Source organism: Bordetella genomosp. 5 (assembly GCF_002261315.1).
Taxonomy (GTDB): Bacteria; Pseudomonadota; Gammaproteobacteria; order Burkholderiales; family Burkholderiaceae_B; genus Bordetella.
The window spans coordinates 397212-415313 of record NZ_NEVP01000001.1 but is presented as its reverse complement, the minus strand read 5'-3'; the positions used below and the strand labels follow the sequence as shown (position 1 = coordinate 415313).

At 66.0% G+C, this 18102-nt stretch carries 17 protein-coding genes; 4 read left to right on the top strand and 13 right to left on the bottom strand.

The annotated features are described in order from the left end of the window. Nucleotide 1 precedes the first annotated feature (1 nt). Both CAL25_RS01910 and CAL25_RS01905 read right to left on the bottom strand, forming a co-directional pair. Nucleotides 2-631 carry an SCO family protein gene (locus tag CAL25_RS01910; RefSeq protein WP_094798248.1) on the bottom strand — a complete coding sequence of 210 codons (630 nt, stop codon included), beginning with the start codon at nt 629-631 and terminating at the stop codon, nt 2-4. Nucleotides 632-721: 90 nt separating this feature from the next. Next, nucleotides 722-1507: an SURF1 family protein gene (locus tag CAL25_RS01905; protein WP_094798247.1), complete on the bottom strand. Its 786-nt coding sequence runs from the start codon at nt 1505-1507 to the stop codon at nt 722-724. A 34-nt stretch (nt 1508-1541) separates the two neighbouring features. On the opposite strand from CAL25_RS01905, the gene CAL25_RS01900 reads away from it, so the two are divergent. Next, on the top strand, nt 1542-1742 hold the full coding sequence (locus CAL25_RS01900; RefSeq protein WP_094798246.1) for a twin transmembrane helix small protein: 201 nt from the start codon (nt 1542-1544) through the stop codon (nt 1740-1742). A gap of 36 nt (nt 1743-1778) precedes the next feature. Here CAL25_RS01900 and CAL25_RS01895 read toward each other — a convergent pair whose 3' ends face one another. The 5 genes from CAL25_RS01895 to coxB form a co-directional block, all read right to left on the bottom strand. Further along, nucleotides 1779-2654: a cytochrome c oxidase subunit 3 gene (locus tag CAL25_RS01895; protein WP_094798245.1), complete on the bottom strand. Its 876-nt coding sequence runs from the start codon at nt 2652-2654 to the stop codon at nt 1779-1781. A gap of 51 nt (nt 2655-2705) precedes the next feature. Next, nucleotides 2706-2930, bottom strand: a complete 225-nt coding sequence (locus tag CAL25_RS01890) for a DUF2970 domain-containing protein (RefSeq protein ID WP_094798244.1) — start codon at nt 2928-2930, stop codon at nt 2706-2708. Nucleotide 2931: 1 nt separating this feature from the next. Next, a complete protein-coding gene (locus CAL25_RS24160) occupies nt 2932-3057 on the bottom strand; it encodes a cytochrome oxidase small assembly protein (RefSeq protein WP_212590865.1) in 126 nt (41 codons plus the stop codon). A 17-nt stretch (nt 3058-3074) separates the two neighbouring features. Next, nucleotides 3075-4682, bottom strand: a complete 1608-nt coding sequence (gene ctaD, locus CAL25_RS01885) for a cytochrome c oxidase subunit I (RefSeq protein ID WP_094798243.1) — start codon at nt 4680-4682, stop codon at nt 3075-3077. Nucleotides 4683-4777: 95 nt separating this feature from the next. Then, complete coding sequence (coxB, locus tag CAL25_RS01880; protein ID WP_094798242.1) at nt 4778-5935, bottom strand: cytochrome c oxidase subunit II; 1158 nt, start codon at nt 5933-5935, stop codon at nt 4778-4780. A gap of 279 nt (nt 5936-6214) precedes the next feature. Here coxB and CAL25_RS01875 point away from each other — a divergent pair, with 279 nt between their 5' ends. After that, a complete protein-coding gene (locus CAL25_RS01875) occupies nt 6215-7045 on the top strand; it encodes an NUDIX hydrolase (RefSeq protein ID WP_094798241.1) in 831 nt (276 codons plus the stop codon). Nucleotides 7046-7051: 6 nt separating this feature from the next. Here the strand turns inward: CAL25_RS01875 and CAL25_RS01870 are convergent, their stop codons facing one another. The 4 genes from CAL25_RS01870 to CAL25_RS01855 all read right to left on the bottom strand — a co-directional run bounded on the left by CAL25_RS01870 (nt 7052) and on the right by CAL25_RS01855 (nt 11829). Then, nucleotides 7052-8839, bottom strand: coding sequence for an IlvD/Edd family dehydratase (locus CAL25_RS01870; protein ID WP_094798240.1), 1788 nt, complete (start codon nt 8837-8839; stop codon nt 7052-7054). A gap of 66 nt (nt 8840-8905) precedes the next feature. Further along, nucleotides 8906-9922, bottom strand: coding sequence for a TRAP transporter substrate-binding protein (locus CAL25_RS01865; protein ID WP_094798239.1), 1017 nt, complete (start codon nt 9920-9922; stop codon nt 8906-8908). A 46-nt stretch (nt 9923-9968) separates the two neighbouring features. Next, the gene (locus tag CAL25_RS01860) at nt 9969-11246 is read right to left on the bottom strand and encodes a TRAP transporter large permease (protein ID WP_094798238.1); all 1278 of its coding nucleotides are present in this window, start codon (nt 11244-11246) and stop codon (nt 9969-9971) included. Between the two features lie 31 nt (nt 11247-11277). Further along, nucleotides 11278-11829 carry a TRAP transporter small permease gene (locus CAL25_RS01855; protein ID WP_249278910.1) on the bottom strand — a complete coding sequence of 184 codons (552 nt, stop codon included), beginning with the start codon at nt 11827-11829 and terminating at the stop codon, nt 11278-11280. Nucleotides 11830-11972: 143 nt separating this feature from the next. Here CAL25_RS01855 and CAL25_RS01850 point away from each other — a divergent pair, with 143 nt between their 5' ends. Further along, a complete protein-coding gene (locus tag CAL25_RS01850) occupies nt 11973-13001 on the top strand; it encodes a substrate-binding domain-containing protein (RefSeq protein ID WP_094798237.1) in 1029 nt (342 codons plus the stop codon). A gap of 14 nt (nt 13002-13015) precedes the next feature. On the opposite strand, the gene CAL25_RS01845 is transcribed toward CAL25_RS01850, so the two are convergent. Then, entirely contained in the window at nt 13016-15700 is a 2685-nt protein-coding gene (locus CAL25_RS01845) for a cation:proton antiporter (protein WP_094798236.1), read from the bottom strand. Between the two features lie 174 nt (nt 15701-15874). On the opposite strand from CAL25_RS01845, the gene CAL25_RS01840 reads away from it, so the two are divergent. Beyond that, nucleotides 15875-16726, top strand: coding sequence for a phosphodiesterase (locus tag CAL25_RS01840; protein ID WP_249278909.1), 852 nt, complete (start codon nt 15875-15877; stop codon nt 16724-16726). A gap of 421 nt (nt 16727-17147) precedes the next feature. Here the strand turns inward: CAL25_RS01840 and rpoH are convergent, their stop codons facing one another. Further along, nucleotides 17148-18032: an RNA polymerase sigma factor RpoH gene (gene rpoH, locus CAL25_RS01835; RefSeq protein WP_094798234.1), complete on the bottom strand. Its 885-nt coding sequence runs from the start codon at nt 18030-18032 to the stop codon at nt 17148-17150. Nucleotides 18033-18102 lie beyond the last annotated feature (70 nt).

The following is an 18102-nucleotide window of genomic DNA, read 5'->3' as shown; positions in this document are numbered from 1 at the left end:
ATCAGCCAATACGCGAGTTATACAAAAGCCGGCTGATGTCCTTGCGCACCGACACGCCATCGGCGTTGTCCGGGAACTGCAGCATCAGGTTGCCCAGCGGGTCAACCACCCAGATCGGGCCCAGCAGCGCGGACGCGTCGTCGGTCGCGGCCTGCGGGCCCAGCAAGAAGGACCGCAGCGCGTCGGGACGAGCCCGCACCATCACCGTGCCTTGGTAGGCGTTCAGCACCTTTTCGGGTACCGGCGCGTCGTCGGTGATGATCCACACCCGCGCCAGCCGGTCGACGTTCTTGCCTTGGGCCGCGTGGGAATTGCGCGCGATGAAGAGTTTACGCGCACACGATTCCGGGCACGCGCCCAGGTCGACCGAGAGCAGTATCCACTTGCCGTCGAGGCTGCGCAGATCGAAGGGCTTGCCGTCGAGCGTGGTGAGTCCGAGCGCGCTGGCCTCGGGCACCGGCCGCTGCGGCGTCACCAGGGTGCCGTAGTTCTTCTGGTCCTGCGGCCACCACTGCGGATTGAAGTAGACGACGAAGGCAGCCACGATCGGCGCCAGCGCGCACAGAAACACCAGGACCAGCGGCGTGAGCGAGCGTTTGGGTTGGGCAGTCGGCATGGTGGAAGCAGTCATGGAAGGCGATCTGTCGTTGAGGGTCTGGCGTGGCGGCGCGGGGCGCCCTGATCGATGAAACAGCAACGGGCGCCCGCTGGGCGCCCACGTCTACGGCTGCGCATTGGCGCGCTGCCGCGCCCGCTTCCAGGCCCGGCCCGCCACCACCAGCCACGCCAGCGCGGCGATGGCGGCGAAGCTGAACCACTGCAGCGCGTAGCCCTGATTCTGGCTGTAGTCGACAGACGGCCCGGGCCAGTCGCGCACGAGGCCATCGGCGGGCGAAGTGCTCGCGGCCGTCTGCATCAGCACGGTGGGCAAGAGCGCCAGCCCGGTCGACTGCGCATAGGCCTTCAGATCAAGGTTCTGCAGCACCGGCGCCGGGCCGTCGCCCAGGCGTGCCGGCAGGCGCGCGGCGCCCGCGCCACCGAACGACCACAACTCGAAGAGGCGCGGCACGCGCTCGGCCAGCTCGCCCTGCACCGTGACCGGCCCGGCCTCGGCGGGCACGGCCGGCGCCTGCTGCGAGCCGGGCTGGCGCGCGACCCAGCCGCGCAGCACCAGCACGGCGTTACGGCCATCGTCGAACACGAGCGGGGTGGCCAGCCAATATCCCGGCCGGCCCTGATGATTGCGATTCTCGAGCCAGACGCTGAGCTCGGGCCGCCAGGCGCCGCGCGCTTCGGCCGCCCGCCACGGCATATAGGCGGCCGCACCCTGACCGGCGGACAGCCTCAGCGGCGCCTGTTGCCGGCCCGCTTCGATCGCGGCGGCCACCGCCCGGCGCTCGTCGGCGCGGCGCAGTTGCCAGCGGCCCATCGACACCGTGACGGCGATGACGACGGCAAGCAACAACAACGCCAAAATCGTCTTGCGTCGCGAGTGCGGAAAAGCCATGTCTGCAATAATTTCGTTTTAACCGGAGGCCGGTATGCGCATCATCGTGGTGGTCGCTTTCATCGGGATCCTCGTCAGCCTGGGCTCGGCGTTGATCTACCTCATGCGCGACAAGGGTTCGACCAATCGTACGGTCAACGCACTGACCGTACGCATCGGCCTGTCGGTGGCGCTGTTTCTGTTCGTGCTGCTGGCCCATCACCTGGGCTGGATCGAAAGCACCGGCCTGCGCTGACCCGCCAGGCGGGCCGGCAGGCCGGCGCCGGCCTTGCTAGAACCAGTAAATAAACAGGTACAGGCCCAGCCACACCACGTCGACAAAGTGCCAGTACCAGGCGGCACCCTCGAACCCGAAGTGATGGTCGGGGCGGAAATGCCCGCGCAGCAGCCGCACCAGAATCACCGTCAGCATCGTGGCCCCCATGATCACATGGAAGCCGTGAAAGCCCGTGAGCATGTAGAACAGCGAGCCGTAGGCGCCCGAGTTGAACTTCAGGTTCAGGTCGCGATAGGCGTGAATGTATTCATACGCCTGACAGCCCACGAACAGAAAGCCCAGGATCACCGTGGCGGCGAGCCAGAAAATGGCTTTGCCGCGATGGTCTTCGCGCAGCGCATGGTGCGAAATCGTGAGCGTGACGCCCGAGGTCAGCAGCAGCGCCGTGTTGATGGTGGGCAACCAGAACGGCCCCACCGTCTGGAAGGCCTCGACCACGCCGGCGGGCCCGAAATTGGGCCACTGCGCCTGGAAGTCGGGCCAGAGCATCAGCCGGTGATCGATGTCGCCCAGCCACGGCGTGGTGATGGTGCGCACATACCAGAGGGCACCGAAGAAGCCGGCAAAAAACATCACCTCCGAGAAGATGAACCAGCTCATGCCCCAGCGGTACGACGCGTCGATGCGTTTGCTGTTGAGGCCGCTCTCGGATTCGGCGATCGCGTCGCCGAACCAGTAATACAGCACCACCACGCCCGCCAGCAGGCCCGCCAGCACCAGCCACTTGGCGTAGGGCACGCCGTTGACCCAGCCGGCCGCGCCCACGCCGGTGGCCAGCAGCGCCAGCGCCATGCGCACCGGATGGCCGGACATCGCCGGGACGTAGTAGTACGGTGCCTCTTTGTGTGTTGCCGAGTGACTTGCACTCATGATGTTCTCCCTGATGCCGATGATTGGAGGATCGTTGGGGAATACGTTTGATCAGGACAGGCTGGCCACGGCAAAGCGCACGATGAGCACCAGCACGATCACGAACATCGCGGCGCCCAGCAGGCCGGCGATGATCAGGTGCACCGGGTTGAGCCGCGCGATGTCTTCCTGGTAACCCTTGCCCTTGCGCACGCCAAAAAAAGCCCAGAGCACGGCCCGCACCGTCTGCAGAAAACTCAGCTTGCGCCGAGACAGCTGGTGCAGGTCGTCGCTCATGTCAGTTGCCCATCATGTTGGTGAGCAATGACGCGCCACGCAGGAAGGTCCAGCCGAACACCGCCAGCACGAACAGCAGCAGGATCAGGCCCGCGATGCGATTACGGCGGCGTTGCTCGGGTGTCATGACCGTCTTGTCCATCGTTACTTGACCTCGGGCGGCGTCTCGAAGGTATGGAACGGCGCCGGCGACGGCACGGTCCATTCGAGCCCTTCGGCGCCTTCCCAGGGCTTGGCAGGCGCCGGTTCGCCCTTGCCGCGATAGCAGCGCAGCACGGCGTACAGGAAGATCAGCTGCGACAGGCCGAACCAGAACGCGCCGATGGTGGCGATCTGGTGGAAGGTCGTGAACTGCGCCGCGTAATCCACGTAGCGGCGCGGCATGCCGGCCAGCCCCATGAAGTGCATCGGGAAGAACGTCAGGTTGAACGACAGCATCGACGACCAGAAGTGCAGCTTGCCCAGGCGCTCGCTGTACATGCGGCCGGTCCATTTGGGCAGCCAGTAGTAGGTGCCCGCGAACAGCGCGAACAGCGAGCCGGCCACCAGCACGTAGTGGAAGTGCGCCACCACGTAGTAGGTGTCGTGCACCTGGATGTCGATCGGCGCCACCGACAGGATCAGGCCGGTGAAGCCGCCCATCGTGAACACGAAGATGAAGCCGATCGAAAACAGCATCGGCGTTTCGAAGGTCATGGAGCCGCGCCACATCGTGGCGACCCAGTTGAACACCTTCACGCCGGTCGGGATCGAGATCAGCATCGTGGCGTACATGAAGTACAGCTGGCCCGTCACGGGCATGCCGGTCGTGAACATGTGGTGGGCCCACACGATGAACGACAGCACGGCGATCGAGGCGGTCGCGTAGACCATCGAGGCGTAGCCGAACAGGCGCTTGCGCGCGAATGCCGGCACGATGGCGGACACGATCCCGAACGCCGGCAGGATCATGATGTAGACCTCGGGATGGCCGAAGAACCAGAACACGTGCTGGTACAGCACCGGGTCACCGCCGGCGGCCGCATTGAAGAAGCCGGTACCGAAGTGGCGGTCGGTCAGCACCATCGTGATGGCCGCGGCCAGCACGGGCATCACCGCGATCAGCAGGAAGGCCGTGATGAGCCAGGTCCAGCAGAACAGCGACATCTTCATGAGCGTGAGGCCGGGCGCGCGCATGTTGAGGATGGTCACGATGACGTTGATCGCGCCCATGATCGACGAAGCGCCCATGATGTGCATCGCGAAGATCGCGAGGTCCATCCCCGGGCCCATCTGCGCCGACAGCGGCGCGTACAGCGTCCAGCCCGCGGCGGTGGCGCCGCCCGGCACGAAGAACGAGGCGGTCAGCATGAGACCCGCCACCGGCAGCAGCCAGAAGCTGAAGTTGTTCATGCGCGCGAACGCCATGTCGGATGCGCCGATCTGCAGCGGGATCATCCAGTTGGCGAAGCCCACGAAGGCCGGCATGATCGCGCCGAACACCATGATCAGGCCGTGCATCGTGGTGAACTGGTTGAACAGCTCGGGGCGGAAAAACTGCAGGCCGGGCTGGAACAGCTCGGTGCGCAGCAAGAGGGCGAGCGTGCCGCCCTCGAGCAGCATGACGAACGAGAAGATGAGATACATCGTCCCGATGTCTTTGTGATTGGTGGCAAACAGCCAGCGACGCCAGCCCGTAGGCATGTCGTGGTGGTGGTCATCGTGACCGTGGCCGTGGCCCGGCGACACGTGGTCTACAGTGACGCTGCTCATGATCGACTCCTTCCTGCTGAAGCCGTCGGCCGGGTGCTCCCCGTGGCCGGCGGCGTATCTTTTGGTACGGAAACAGCTTCTGGAACAGCGCGCGCCTAGCGCGCGGCCGCGACATCCTTGGGCTGGACGATGGGGTCCTGACCCTTGCCCTCATTGCTCCAGGCATTGCGGGTGTAGGTGATGACAGCGGCGATCTCGACATCATTGAGCTGCCCGCCGAACGCGGCCATGGCCGTCCCGGGCTTGCCCTTGAGCACCACGTTGATCTGCTCGGCCTTGGGCCCGAGCACGACCTTGTCGCCGTCGAGCGGCGGGAAGGTTCCCGGCAGGCCTTTGCCGTTGGCCTGGTGACAGGCCACGCAGTTGCCCGCGAAGACTTTCTCACCACGCGCGATCAGCTCGGGACCGGTCCATTCCTTGTTGGGATCGTCGGCCTGAGCGGACATCAGCTTCTTCTGCTCGCCCGCCCATTTGTCGAAGTCTTCCTGGCTGCGCACGTCGACCACGATGGGCATGAACGCGTGATCCTTGCCACAGAGCTCGGCGCATTGGCCGCGGTACATGCCGACCTTTTGTGCGTTGAACCAGGTGTCGCGCAGGAAGCCCGGGATCGCGTCCTGCTTGACGCCCAGGTCGGGCACCATCCAGGAGTGGATCACGTCGCCGGCCGTCAGGACGATGCGCACCTTCTTGTCGACCGGCACCACGAGGGGATTGTCGACTTCCATCAGGTAGAACTCGCCCTTGGGCTCGCGATTTTCGATCTGCGCGCGCGGGGTGGAGAGATTGGACAGGAACTTGAGCCCGGCGGCATCGCCGTCGAGGTATTCGTAGCCCCACTTCCATTGGTAGCCCGTCACCTTGATGGTGAGATCGGGACTGGACGTGTCTTTCATGGCCACCACGGTCTTGGTGGCGGGCAGGGCCATGGCGATGACGATGAGAAACGGCACCACGGTCCAGGCGACTTCGACGCCGAGATGTTCGTGGAACGTGGCGGGCTTGGCCCCGCGCGACTTTCTGTGTGCCCAGATGGAGTAGAACATCACCCCGAACACACCGATGAAGATCACGATACAGATCGTGAGCATCATCCAATGCAGCCAGACGACATCGCGCGCGATCTGCGTGACGCCTTCATGCAAATTGAGTTGATTGACCCGCGGCCCCCCAGGCATGTCCTTCACCTGAGCGACCGCTGCGCTGCCCATCAGTAATGCACAAGCTCCCAGCAACCCTCTCCACTTCTTCATGCTTACCTCGAAACATGGCGCGGATGGCCCAATACCCAGCGCACGCCGTACGGGCCGCCGGAAGGCAGGGGAACGCGCAATTATTAGACGGTAGTCACGAAACAGGGGAAAGACGACCCTGTCGCTCCCACACAAGATTTCACAACGTAAACCGCGGAATTATAACGGAGACAAATCCTAATGGTCTTTATGATGATTGACGTCTAAGTCTCATTATCTCCCCTGCATATTGTGTTTTTTTGCCGCAGTGCCGTGCGGCACTGCACTAAAATCCGCACCATGTCCGAAGCCAACCAACCCGTCACCCTGGCACGTCTGCAGGCACTGTATACCCGTCTGCAGGACCTCGCCCAGCAACAACCGCCGGAGCTGGCCCGCCCGCTCTATATCGATGGCCACTGCTGCGGTTGGGCCACGCTCGCCGCCTGCGATGCATTGCGGCCCACCGGCCTGGCCCAGCTCGATGCCGATGCGCTGCGCATCGGCCCCGGCCTGCGCGCCGGTCCCGAACTCAACGCCGTGCTGGCCCAGGTGGCTCAGGTGTTGCGCGAAGCCCGCTGCCTGCGCGGCTGGCGCGACGAGCTGCTCGACGTCACCGCCGGCGAACATCATCTGGGCGTGATCGAACGCGCCGCCATGCGCCCGCTCGGGCTGGTCACACGCGCCGTGCATCTGAATGCCTGGACGCCGGACGGCCGGCTCTGGATCGCGCGCCGGTCGCTCAGCAAATCCACCGACCCGGGCATGTGGGACACGCTGGTCGGCGGATTGGTCGGAAGCGGAGAACCGCTCGAAACCGCGCTGGTGCGCGAGTGCGGCGAAGAAGCCGGACTGGATCCGCATCAGCTCACGCGGCGCGGGCCGCTGCGCACGGTGCTGCGCATGCACCGCCGCCTGCCCGAGGGCTATCAGGTCGAAGACCTGCTCACGAGCAGCTGCGTGCTCGACGCCGGCACCGAACCCGCCAACCGCGACGGCGAGGTGATGGAGATCGCGGCCGTGTCCGAGGCGCGCGCGGTGCAGCTCATCGAAAGCAGCGAGATCACGCTCGAAGCCGCGCTCGTGATCGTCGAAGACATTCTGCACCGCCGCGCGCACGGACTGGCCTGACGCCCGTCAGTGCGAGTGGCGCGGGTCGCCGCGCGTCTCGATCACCTTGAGATACAGCGTGGCGGGCTCCAGGCAGCCGCCCGTCGAAAGCTGCCCGACGTTCTGCCGGTAGAGCTCCTGCCAGGGCGTCTGAGCGGGCGGAATGTCGATATGCATGTGTTCGCGGCGGCGCGCGAGCTCCTCGGCATCGAGCTGCACGGTCACGCTGCGCTGGTTGAGGTCGACCCGGATCCGGTCGCCCGTGCGCAGCAGGGCCAGCCCGCCGCCCACCGCGGCCTCCGGCGACATATTCAGGATGGACGGACTGGCCGACGTGCCGCTCTGGCGGCCATCGCCCATGCAGGGCAGCGAATCGATGCCGCGCTTGATCAGGTGCCCCGGCGGCGCCATGTTCACGACCTCGGCGCTGCCGGGATAGCCGACGGTGCCGGCGCCGCGGATCACCAGGATGCAGTTTTCGTCGATATCGAGGGCGGGGTCCTCGATGCGTGCGTGATAGTCCTCCGGGCCGTCGAACACGATCGCGCGCGCTTCGAAGGCATTCTCGTCGCCCGGCGTGGACAGATACGCCCGGCGGAAATCTTCGCCCACCACCGACATCTTCATCACCGCGCTGTCGAAGAAGTTGCCCGAGAGCACGATGAAGCCGGCGCGGTCTTTCAGCGGCGCGCTGACCGGCTTGATGACCTTGGCATCGTGCGTGGGCGACGCCTCCGCGATCTCGCCGATGGTCTTGTCGCCGACCGTGCGGGCCGCGCCGTGCAGGCGCCCCGCGCGATGCAGCTCGTGCAACACCGCGGGCACGCCGCCCGCGCGGTGAAAGCCTTCGCCCAGGTACTCGCCCGCCGGAATGCAATTCACCAGCAGCGGCACGTCTTCGCCCAGCCGTTGCCAATCGTCCAGACCGAGGTCGATGCCCATGTGGCGCGCGATGGCGATCAGATGGGGCGGGCAGTTGCTCGACGCGCCCAGCGCCGAGGCCACCACGATGGCGTTCTCGAATGCCTCGCGCGTCATGATGTGCGAGGGGCGGATGTCCTGGCGCACCAGCTCGCACGCGCGCTTGCCGGTGGCATACGCCATCTGCGCGCGCTCGCGGTAGGGCGCGGGAATGCTGGCGCAGGTGGGCAACGACATGCCCAGCGCCTCCGCCAGCGAGTTCATCGAGAGCGCGGTCCCCATGGTGTTGCAGTGGCCCACCGACGGCGACGAGGCCGTTGCCAGCTCCATGAAGCCGTCGTAGTCGAGCTTGCCCGCCGCCATCAGGTTGCGCGCATGCCAGATCACGGTGCCCGAGCCCACCCGCTGGCCCTCGTGCCAGCCGTCGAGCATGGGTCCGCCGGACAGCACGATGGCGGGCAGATCGACCGTCGCGGCCGCCATCAGGCAGGCGGGCGTGGTCTTGTCGCAGCCGGTCGTCAGCACCACGCCATCGAGCGGATAGCCATGCAGGATCTCGACCAGGCCGAGATAGGCCAGGTTGCGATCCAGTGCCGCCGTAGGGCGGCGACCCTGCTCGGCCAGCGGATGCACGGGGAATTCCATCGGAATGCCGCCGGCATCCCGAATGCCTTCGCGCACCCGGCGCGCCAGCTCCAGGTGGTGCCGATTACACGGCGCCAGGTCGCTGCCCGTCTGGGCGATGCCGATGATGGGCCGGCCGGATTGCAGTTCGGCCCGGGTAAGACCGTAATTGAGCAATCGCTCCACATAGATCGCCGTCATGTCGGCGTGCGAAGGATCGTCGAACCATTTCTGGCTGCGCAGGCGCTTGGGGGTAGGCGTGTCTGACATGATGCGTTCCGGTACGGCAGGTGAACAGGCGGGCGCAGCAAGCGGCGCGCCCGCCCGGTGCGGCGATCAGCCGCGGGCCTTCTTGATTTCTTCGTTGAGTTCGCGCACGAGCTCGGGGCCGAGTTCCTGGGTGTATTTGTCGACCACGGGCTGAACCTTCTCGCGCATGCGCGCCACTTCTTCGGGGCTGGGGGTGTTGATCTTCATGCCCGACTTCTCGAGCACACCCATGGCCTTGGTGGAATCGGCGCGGCTGTCCTTGCGTTCGAAGTCACGCGAGTTGGCGGCCGCCTGACGGATCAGCTTTTGCTCCGCGGGATTGAGCGTGTCCCACCATTTCTTGGAGGCCAGCACGACCCAGGGCGTGTAGACGTGGCGCGTGAGCGTGAGGTACGGCTGCACCTCGTAGAACTTGCTGCTCTGGATCGTCGTGACCGGGTTTTCCTGGCCATCGACCGTGCGCGTTTCGAGCGCGGTGAAAAGCTCCGAGAACGGCATCGGCACCGCGTTGGCACCCAGCTGATTGAACACGCCCAGCGCGATCTGGTTCTGCATCACGCGCAGCTTGATGCCCTGCATGTCCTCGGCGCGCACGATCGGGCGCTTGGAGTTGGTCATGTTGCGGAAGCCGTTTTCCCAGTAGACCAGACCCACCAGGCCTTTCTCTTCGAGCTTGCCGAGCAGGCGCGTGCCGAGCGGGCCGTCGAGCACGGCATCGGCCTCTTTCTCGCTTTCGAACAGGAACGGCAGATCGAAGATGCCGAAGTCCTTGACCATGCCGGCCAGCGGCGCGGTCGAGCCCACCATCATTTCCTGCGCGCCGCCCACGAGCGCGCTCTGCATCTGCTCGTCGGGTCCCAGGCTGGCCGAGCCGAAGGTCTTCATTTTCATCTTGCCGCCGGACAGCTTCTCGAGCTCCTGGGCCAGATGGCGGGCCGCGCGGCCCTGTACGCTGTCGTCGTTCAGGCCATAGCCGAACCGGATCAGGCGCGGCTTGATGTCCTGCGCCCAGGCCGATCCGACCATGGTGCAGGCGGTGAGTGCGGCCACGGCGATCACGCCGGCCTTGAAGTGCTTGAACATGTCTGTCTCCTCGGGATGATGATGCGTGGTGTCGTTATGTGCAGCCTCAGTGCAGCCAGCGCGCCGGAACCGTGATGAGTTCCGGGAAGAGCACCAGCAACACCAGCAACAGGGTGTACGCCACCACGTAGCGCCACACCCCGCGGCATATCGTTTCCATATTGATGCGCGCAACGCCGCACACCACGTTGAGCACCGTGCCCACGGGCGGCGTGAGCAGGCCCACGCTGCCCACCATCACGAAGATCACGCCGAAGTACACGGGATCGATACCGGCCTTGATGACCACCGGCATCAGCACGGGGCCCAGGATCAGGATCGTGGGCGTCAGGTCCATCACGGTACCCACCAGCGTGAGCAGGATGAGCAGCGCGAACATCAGCAGCTTGGGCGAATCCATCACCGGATCGAGCAGCGCGATCAGATCCTGCGGCACGTCGGCCAGCGTGATCATGTACGACGAAACCATGGCCGCGGCCACCAGGAACATCACGACCGCCGTCGTGCGCGCCGCGCTCACGAAGAGCGGGTACAGATCGCGCACCTTGATCTCGCGATACACGAACAGGCTGATCACCATGGCATACACCGCTGCCACCACCGCGGCTTCCGTCGGGGTGAAGATGCCGCCCCGCAGGCCACCGATGATGATGACGGGCAGCATCAGCGCCCAGAACGATTCGCGCAGGGCGCTCAGACGCGCGCTCCAGGGTTGGCGCGGCTCGGCATCCGACGGCCCGCTGCGCGCCGTCCAGGCCCACACGGCCATGAGGGTCAGCCCCATCATGATCCCGGGCGCGATCCCCGCGAAAAACAGCTTCGTGATCGAGACGTTGGTCGCCACGCCGAAGATGATGAAGGCGATCGACGGCGGAATGATGGGTGCGATGATGCCGCCTGCCGCGATGAGGCCCGACGACTGCGCGGCGCTGTAGCCCTTGCGACGCAGCATCGGGATCAACAGCGCACTCAGCGCCGCGGCATCCGCCACGGCCGAGCCCGACAGCGACGCGAGCAGCACGCTGGCGAAGATCGCGACATACCCCAGCCCGCCGCGAATATGACCCACGAACATCGTGGCCAGGTTCACGATGCGGCGCGAAATGCCGCCCGCGTTCATGATCTCGCCGGCCAGCATGAAGAGCGGAACGGCCATCAGCGTGAAGCTGTTGGCGCCGCTGAGCATGTTCTGCGCCAGGATCTGCGCGTCGAAGAAATTCAGCTGAATCATCAGCGCCATCGCCGATAGCAGCAGGGCGAAGGCGATCGGCATGCCCAGGACGATGAGTCCGAGCATGACTACCAAAAAGATTGTGAGTGTCATGGTGTAGGCGGCGGGGTTGCGCGAAGCCGGCTCAGGCCAGCGGATCGTCCTGCTCGGCATCGACGGGCACGGGGCCGCCCGCCAGCACGCTCAGGACGTCCAGGATGGTGAGCACCATCATGAACACGGCGGCGTAGAGCACGGCGGCGTTGAACACCGCGATGGGCAGGCCGGTGACCGGCAGGTCGGTGCTCATGCCGATCACGGTCTGCTGCCAGCCGCCATCGATCATCAGCCACAGCGCCCACAGCACCAGCCCCTGACAGAACAGATGCGTGACGCGACGGGCCATCGGTCCGAAACGCTTGACTAGCATGTTCACGCCCAGATGGGCGCGCTCACGCAGCGCCAGCACCGCGCCCAGGAAGATCAGCCACACGAACGCCAGGCGAGACAGCTCGTCGGAGACGTTGATGCCGGAGTTGAAGACGTAGCGCAGCGTCACGTTGCCGAAGAGCAGCACCATCATGACGATCAGACAGGCCACCATCAGCCAGGTCTGCAGGGTGAAACTCCAGTGCGCGGCACGCGCGAGGCCCTCGCGCAGGGAGCCCGCGCGGGATGGAGGCTGATCAGGCCGCATGAGTGTCTCCGATTGATCTTTTTTTAAGCTTGTGCCAATGTTAGCGCTAACATTTTTGGCTTGTAAACCTAGTAAAGGCCCTAAGACGTGCCCGTGCCGCGAATTTGTTGCAGACTCGCGGTTTGCCCGTCTTCCCCACTTCCATGTCGTTACGCAAATCCCGAGGCGCCCACAGTGGCCGCGTCACGATGCAGGACGTGGCCCGCCGCGCGGGCGTGTCCGCCATCACCGTTTCCCGTGCCCTGCGCGACCCCGACAAGGTGGCGCCGGCCCTGCGCGAGCGCATCGAGGCGCTGTGCAATGAGATGGGCTATGTCGTGCACCACGCGGCCAGCGCGCTGGCCTCGGCGCGCTCGCGCATCATCGTCGCCTTGATTCCGTCGCTCTCGAACGTCGTGTTCGTCGATATCGTGGCCGGCATCAAAGAGCACCTCGACGCCAACGGCTACCACCTGCTGGTGGGCGTGACCGGCTACTCGCAGGACGCCGAAGAGGCGCTGCTACGCACCTATCTGCGCCACGCGCCCGACGGCATCATCCTGACGGGCATCGACCACAACCCCGGGGTCTGGGACCTGCTGCAAAGCCGCGGCATTCCGGCCGTCCACACGATCGAGACGCTACCCGCCGGCGAACCGGGCATGAGCGTGGGCTTCTCGCAGTACGAGTCGGGCCATGCGGCCACGCGCCACCTGATCGAGCGCGGCTATCGCCGCATCGGCATCATCGGCGCGCAGCTGGATCCGCGGTCGCTGCGGCGCTGCGAGGGCGGGCGGCAGGCCCTGCGCGACGCGGATCTTTACGATCCCGCGCTCGAGATCATGACGCCGCAGAAGTCATCGATCGCGCTGGGCGCCGACCTGCTCGCGCAGCAGCTCACGCATCATCCCGACTGCGATGCGATCTTCTTCTGCAACGACGACCTGGCGCAGGGCGCGGTATTCCAGAGCGCAAGGCTGGGCGTCGCGGTGCCGGGCAAGCTCGGGCTGGTGGGGTTCCATGATCTGGCGGGCAGCGCCTGGACCACGCCGCCGCTGTCGACGATTGCCACGCCGCGCTTCGACATCGGCGATACCGCCGCCACGCTGCTCACCCGTCATCTGGCGGGCGAGCCGATCGACGCCCCGCACATCGACCTCGGCTTCACGCTCGTGCGACGCCAGACCACCTGAGCGGTGGCCCGCGCTCAGATGCCCATGTCGGTGGTCGGGACGGCGCCGGGGGTCGAGTTGCCTGGCGTGGAGGTGCCGGACGTCGAGGTGCCGGGCGTCGAGGTGCCGGGCGTGCCCGCGGCCGGCGTTCCGGCGGCCGGCGTTCCGGCGCCGGGCGCCGGCGGCAGCGGCGAAGCGGGGCCGTTGCGCGGGGGATAGACCTCGCCGGTTTCCGAAAACTGCTTCCAGACCTCGATGGCCCGCAGACGCTGACGCGCCACGACCTCGATGCGCTCGCGCAGGTCGGCGTCGTGTGCCAGGAGCGCATGAAAATCGCGCGACGACAGCATCAGGAGTTTGCTGTAGCCCAGCGAGGTCACGTTGGGCGTCAGCGCTTCTTTGCCCAGCAGGGCCAGCTCCCCGAAGAATTCGCCACTGCCCAGCTCGATGGTGGTGTTGTCGGGCAGGTGCACCGTCACCGCGCCCGACGCGACGAAACACATCTCCTCGCCCTGACGCCCGTAGCCGAGCACCGGCTGCTCGGGCAGCGCCAGGCGAGGCTTGAGCAGTTTGCAGATGGCGCGCAACGACTCCGCGCTCAGGCCTTCAAAAAGCGGCACGCGCTTGATGAGCTCGGCCGCGCCCAGCTCGATGTCCAGCGGCGGATGGCGGTCGATGTGCGCCCAGCGGCCCTTGAGCTGCTCGAGCAGATCGGCATAGACCTCCCCGCTGATCAGCGACTGGTCGAGCATGTCGCGGTAGCGATTGCGCTCGAGTTCGCGCGCCACGCGGCCGAGATAGCTCTCCTGCAACCAGAGGGCGTACGACGGATACTGGAGATTGAGCGCCTGCAGCGAGCTGTCGATCAGATCCAGGCGGCGCTGGTGCGCCGCCACGATGCGCGCGGCCGCGTCATCGCCCAGCAGCGGGCCGATCTGCTCGCGCGCGAATTGCATGAGGCGCTGCGCCACCGAACGCTTGGTCTGCAGGTTGGCAAACCGCTGCGACAGCTCGCGCGCCAGCCAGCCCTGGAATCCGAACATGTAGTGCACGCGCAGGGCGAGCCGGAACGCGCGCGAATAGCGCACGTCGGCCACGATGCCGCGCTCGAACCCTTCGATGCCGCCCTGGCGGATCGCGTCTTCGAGGCGTTCGGCACGCGCCAGCAAGGCTTCGGCCATGCGCCAATCGACGATCTGCGCCTTGAGAATGTCGAAGAACACTTCTTCTTCGCGCCGCGCCACGATCGCCAGGCCCACCGCGGTGCGCTGCTCGACGCTCATGCGGCCCACCTGACTGTCGTGCACGCTCGCCATGCTGGCGTCGAACACGGCGTGGATACGATCGCGCGCCTCGGTGCTGACGCGGTCTTCGGCGGCGATCTCGTCGGTCTTGCCCTGCAGGCTTTCGAGCGCCACGGCAAGCGCCTGGTTGCGGATCGTGCGCTCGACCGGCGAGAGTTCGTTGAGGCCCAGCACACGGATCAGCGGCCGCAGCGTGATGCCATTGATGAAGAGCGTGGCGAGCACGAAGCCCGTGGTGGCCACCGCGATGAACTGGCGCGCCTCTTCGGGCACCGACGCCTGCTCGGTGACGGCGAGCGCCAGCGCGAGCGACACGGCGCCGCGCAGGCCGCCCCACAGCATCACGGTCTTGTAGGGGTTGCTCACCTCCGCGCCGATCTTGAAGACGCGCAGGATCGGCAGCAGGCCGAACACCACCAGCGCACGCGCGAACAGCGTGGCGAAGAACACGACGACCACCAGCAGCAGCTCCTGCCAGTCGGCCGCCGCCATGAGCTTGGGGATCAGCATGGCCGCGAACACGAAGATCAGCGAGTTGGCCCAGAAGCCGAACTGCCCCCACGAACTGGCCAGGTATTCGAACGTCGTGGGCGACATGCGCGTGCGGCCGGTGGATCCCACCACCAGCCCGGCCACCACCGTCGCGACCACGCCCGACACGTTGAGATAGTGCTCGGAGATGAAGAAGGAGAGGTAGGCCAGGGTCAGGGTCAGCGTGATTTCCGCGGCCGGAAAGCCCCGCAGCCACATGAAGAGCGAGCACGCCAGCCGGCCCATCAGCCAGCCGGCAATGCCGCCACCGATGAAGTGCACGACGAAATCGTTGAACACGGCCGAGAACGACAACTCGCCACTGCCCGCGAGCGCGGCCAGCAGCACCGAATACAGCGCGATCGAGGCGGCGTCGTTGAACAGGCTCTCGCCCTCGACCAGCGTGGTCAGGCGCTTGGGCGCCCCCACGTCGCGAAAGATGCCGATAACCGCCGCCGGGTCGGTCGTCGCCACGATGGCGCCCAACAGCAGACACACGATCAGACCGTAATCCGACACCGCGTTCACCGTGAACCCGACCACCGCCGTGCACACGACGACGGCGACGATGGCCATCATGAGGATGGGGCCCACGTCGTTCATCAGCCGGCGCACGTTCATGGACAGCGCCGTCTCGAACAGCAGCACGGGCAGGAACACCATCAGGAAGGTTTCGGAAGAAATCTCGAAACGCTCGATGGTGTCGAGCAGGTCTCCGAGCACCGGCGGCGCCCAGCCATGCAGGTGGATGGCGATGCCGATCAGGCAGCCCACGATGGCCAGCAGCACGGAGTAGGGCAGCTTCAGGCGGCCGGCCAGGGGCGGCATGAAGCAGACCAGCGTGAGCAGGCCGGCAAGGCCAAAGACGATCAGACCAATATCCATGGGACTGCGAAACGCATGCGCGGGCAACAAAGAGGCAAAGAGAATAGCGTCTTTTCCCCGCCATCCGCCTGAAAGCGTCGCACGTTTCGTTACGCATGGCTGCGCTCGCGGCACACCATGTGCCATCATTGTTCGCTACCGTGGCGTCAGCACCCCCAAATCGAGGAGCAACCCTTGTCCGTCCTGCCGAGTACCGAGCTCCCTTTGCGCTCGCCGCGCGCCGCCGACGCGCCGGTGCTGCTCGTCCAGCTCACCGATGCGCACCTGTTCGACGATCCCGATGCCCTGATGCTGGGCGTGAACACCGACGCCAGCCTGCGCGCCGTGCTGGCGCAGATCGCCGCCGACGGAGACGCCCCCGACCTGCTGCTGGCCACTGGCGACCTGTCGCAGGACGGCAGCCTCGCGTCGTACGAACGCCTGCGCGGGCACCTCTCGGCCACGGGTTGGCCGGTGCGCTGCCTGCCCGGCAATCACGATGCCCCCGACGTCCTGCGGCAGGCCCTTCCGGACTGGAGCGCGCCGATCACCGACATTGCCAACTGGCGCATCGTGACGCTCGATTCGACCGTGCCGGGCTCGGACGGCGGCCATCTCGACGCCGCGCAGCTCGCGCGCGTGAGCCAGGCCGTCGACGACGCAGAGGCCACCGGCCGCCATGTGCTGATCGCGCTGCATCACAACCTGGCCCAGGTCGATGCCAACTGGCATGACCCGATGATGGTCGACAATCCGCTGGATCTGTTCCGCCTGGTGGAGCGCTCGCCGCACGTGCGGGTGGTGATGTGGGGGCATGTGCACCAGGAGTTCGACTGCCGGCGCCACAACCTGCGCCTGCTCGCCACGCCGTCCACCTGCTTCCAGTTCACGATCCGCGACGGCCGTCACGCGATCGATCCTCAGCCCGCCGGCTACCGCTGGATCAAGCTGTACGGCGACGGCTCCTTCGCCACCGGCGTGCGGCGCCTCGACGCAGCCGCCTGGCAGACCGTGCGCCAGCCCGAGACCGACGCCCGCGCTGCCTGATTGCGCGCAAGCGGGCGCGGCCTTTCCGGGCCGCTACCCCACAGATCCCGAACCACCCTTATTGCGAGGGCCCAAACGACGCGCGGGGCCCGAAGGCCCCGCGTCGCGGTGGACACGTTGCGCGCGGCGCAACGCGTGAGAATAAAAAACGGGGCACCGATATGCGGAGGTGCCCCGTAAGCGTCCGTCTCATAGGGGAGGGGAAAGAGGAGAAGCCGAGACGGACGTCAAGACAGCGACCTGGAATGCACCAAAGTTGCGGCCTACGTAAGTTAGTCAGGCGCGGTGGCGCGAAGTTTCGCGAATTCGGGCTCCGGTCCGCACAAAGTTGTATTAATTCATGACACCGCGCCGCGGCCCGGACGCCAAAGCAAAACGCGCCGCATGAGCGGCGCGTTTTATGGGCACTAGCAGCGGTGTGTCAGGCCGGGACCAGCGAGCCACGCATCTTCTTGAGCGCGGCGGCCTCGATCTGGCGAATACGCTCTGCCGACACGCCGAATTCCTGCGCCAGCTCATGCAGCGTGGAACCGCCGTCGTCCTGCAGCCAGCGCGCCTCGACGATGCGACGCGAACGCGGATCGAGCGCCTCGAGCGCGCCGGCAAGGCCTTCGCCCTGCAGGTTGTCGTGCGCCTTGCGCGCCATGACGCGCGTGGGCTCGTCGCGGCCTTCGTCGGACAGATAGGCGATGGGCGCGTAGGCGTCATCGTCGTCGTCCTGGTTTTCGAGCGACATATCGCGGCCCGACAGGCGCACTTCCATCTCGCTGACGTCTTCGCGGCGCACGTTGAGCTGCTCCGCGATGTGGTCAACCTGCTCGGGATCGAGCGTGTGGCCATCCGGGCGCATGCTGCGCAGATTGAAGAACAGCTTGCGCTGGGCCTTGGTCGTGGCGACCTTGACCATGCGCCAGTTGCGGATCACGTATTCGTGAATCTCGGCTTTGATCCAATGGACGGCGAACGACACCAGGCGCACACCGCGCTCGGGATCGAAACGCTTCACGGCCTTCATCAGGCCGACGTTGCCTTCCTGGATCAGGTCCGCGTGCGGCAGACCATAGCCCAGGTATTGGCGCGCCACGGAAACCACCAGGCGCAGGTGCGAAAGCACCAATTCCCGCGCGGCTTCGAGATCGTCGGTGTCGCGCAGACGGCGGGCCAACGCGGATTCCTGCTCGGCGCTCAGCACCGGCAGACGGTTGACCGTCGAAATATAGGCGTCGATGGTGCCCAGCGCACCGGGGTTGGCCACAGCCAAGGCCAACGCATTGCCGGAAAGGGCAGACGAACTGGCTTGCATCATGTTGGCGACCTCCAGGGTACGGGGAACAGACATAGGTTCATGTTAGCACTCCCATAACGAGAGTGCTAAT